Annotated in this window: 3 protein-coding genes; all 3 read right to left on the bottom strand. The window is 40.0% G+C overall.

Features of this window, described 5'->3' with window-relative positions:
• Positions 1–8: 8 nt before the first annotated feature.
• On the bottom strand, positions 9–656 hold the full coding sequence (locus tag BGC07_RS18690) for a hypothetical protein (RefSeq protein ID WP_069314574.1): 648 nt from the start codon (positions 654–656) through the stop codon (positions 9–11).
• Entirely contained in the window at positions 653–1,561 is a 909-nt protein-coding gene (locus tag BGC07_RS18685) for a site-specific integrase (protein ID WP_069314573.1), read from the bottom strand. The genes BGC07_RS18690 and BGC07_RS18685 overlap by 4 nt, the downstream gene beginning before the upstream one ends.
• The coding region (locus tag BGC07_RS18680; protein ID WP_158007027.1) for a hypothetical protein at positions 1,558–1,791 on the bottom strand (234 nt) is incomplete at its 5' end. The genes BGC07_RS18685 and BGC07_RS18680, both read right to left, overlap by 4 nt.

The raw sequence follows: 1,791 nt of genomic DNA, 5'->3' as shown, positions 1-1,791 counted from the left end.
AATAACAACTAACGATTAAGATTTTTTTGACCCTTAATTTTTTGGATACGTTGACGTTCATTTTCTTTTTTTTGAGCAATCTGGGTAAAAATAAAATCCTTCGAAAGTTCAGTATTCTCAGTCAACATATTTTTCAATGCTTTTATCTCAGCTTTCAACATTCTGTTTTGCATCCAAAGATTTTGATTCGTATGAGATCGTTTTTCACTACGCTCAAAAAAGAAATCCGCTTCTTCCTCAAATAACTTAACGCGCTCATCCATTTTTGCCTTTTCACTTTCCAAAGCTTCATCAAACTTCTCTTGAAGCTCACGTTCTTTGTTTTCACCTTCCTCAAGTAGTTTTTTTGCTTTTTCACTATCCAAATCCGCTTGATGAAATAGAGCCGAAGCTTCAGCTTCGAGTTTTTCAATTCTCCGCTTGATTCTCTCTTCATTTGCTTTCGCAATATTTTCATAGAAGCCCATGTCGAAACAAAACGGGAGTAAGAAAACGCTCGCTGCAAGTGATGCACCAAATAAAAAAAGAGAAAGCAGGGAAAAATTACTCAGTGACTCAAACACCACAGGAGGCGATAACCCTTCAAACCAGGCAAAACCTAAAGCAAGCATAGGAAAAAATAGAAAGACTAAGATGTATTTAAAAATAATACTCATCGTAAATAAACCTCTGTAATCTCACTACGGAAATGCCCCATTTCTTGAGCAATAATGCAAAGAGAACGTTCTCGTGTTAAACCAGATTTTAAGAGTTGATCAAGTCGGCGTTCGGCATAGGTATGTCTCAATGCATGAGCACCATCAGACCATCCCAATTCTTTTTGACTCGCCTGTGTAAAAGATTGCGACCACTTTTGCCCTCCTGAAATATCGTAAAACTGTTGATAATGAATACCTCGATCCGTCACCATTCTGGGTTGATCAAGTTTTACATTCTCAAGCAAATTCACCAATTCATGGCTTAATATCACTTCTCTACATAACCCTCCCTTGCCAATAACCGAATATAATCGCCCTGACAGCCCTTTAAAACGACGATCTTCCCAAACTTGACCTTCGGTATCTCTTTTACTTTTAGAGCGCTCTGAGATGCTTCTGAGTGTGATTAATTCATGAGCACGGATACCTGTATAGGCTGCTATTTTCGTTGCGAGAGAATTATGGGGTTTTTGTTTATCTATGATGAGAGAAATTTGTTCTGGTGTGTAATGGCGGTAATGCGAGGCTTTTTTCCCTTTTGCAAGGTTTGCCTTAGCTCGTAAGAACTTCCCCCCTGAAAGGCGCTGTAGGGACTGTCTGTCTTGGTCTATCGTGGATTGGGTTAACCCTTTTTGTTTTCGGGTGCTGAGGTAGTCTAGGATTATTTTGTTTTTTTCAGGAGTGATTTTCGCCGGAGTAAACTCTTTCAAGCTTTCCAGTTTATTTTCTTTCAGGTAACTGGCAAAGCGAGTGAGGGCAGCTTCATCAATACGCAACGTGCCTAAAGACTGGGAACGGCCCATATTTCTGATTTCCCGAGCATAATGCATTGCTTGCGACTTTGGTGAGCGAAAGCTAGTCATGAAGGTGTCCTGATTTGATTTTTTTTGAGCCATCGATGGATGGTTGATCGAGAAGCACGTGTTTTATTTTCAGCGAGCCAAAGTTGGAGCTGTGAAAGTGACGCGCCATTTTGAGCAAGGCCATTCAGCGCATCGTAATGGCGGTCTAATTTTGACTTTGAAGAGCGCGCTTTAAGCCGTGTTCTTTGCTTGCTTTTTAAACGTTCAATTTCTTCTGGAAAGTTCATTTT

The sequence above is a fragment of the Piscirickettsia litoralis genome, from assembly GCF_001720395.1.
In the GTDB taxonomy this organism is placed as follows: Bacteria; Pseudomonadota; Gammaproteobacteria; order Piscirickettsiales; family Piscirickettsiaceae; genus Piscirickettsia; species Piscirickettsia litoralis.
Note: the sequence above shows the minus strand (reverse complement) of the source record. Positions and strands in the feature narration are given on the sequence as shown.

What these genes read in the sequence shown, in the direction of transcription:
- BGC07_RS18690 (WP_069314574.1), bottom strand. Translation starts at nt 656, where the DNA reads ATGAGTATTATTTTTAAATACATCTTAGTCTTTCTATTTTTTCCTATG.
- BGC07_RS18685 (WP_069314573.1), bottom strand. Translation starts at nt 1,561, where the DNA reads ATGACTAGCTTTCGCTCACCAAAGTCGCAAGCAATGCATTATGCTCGG.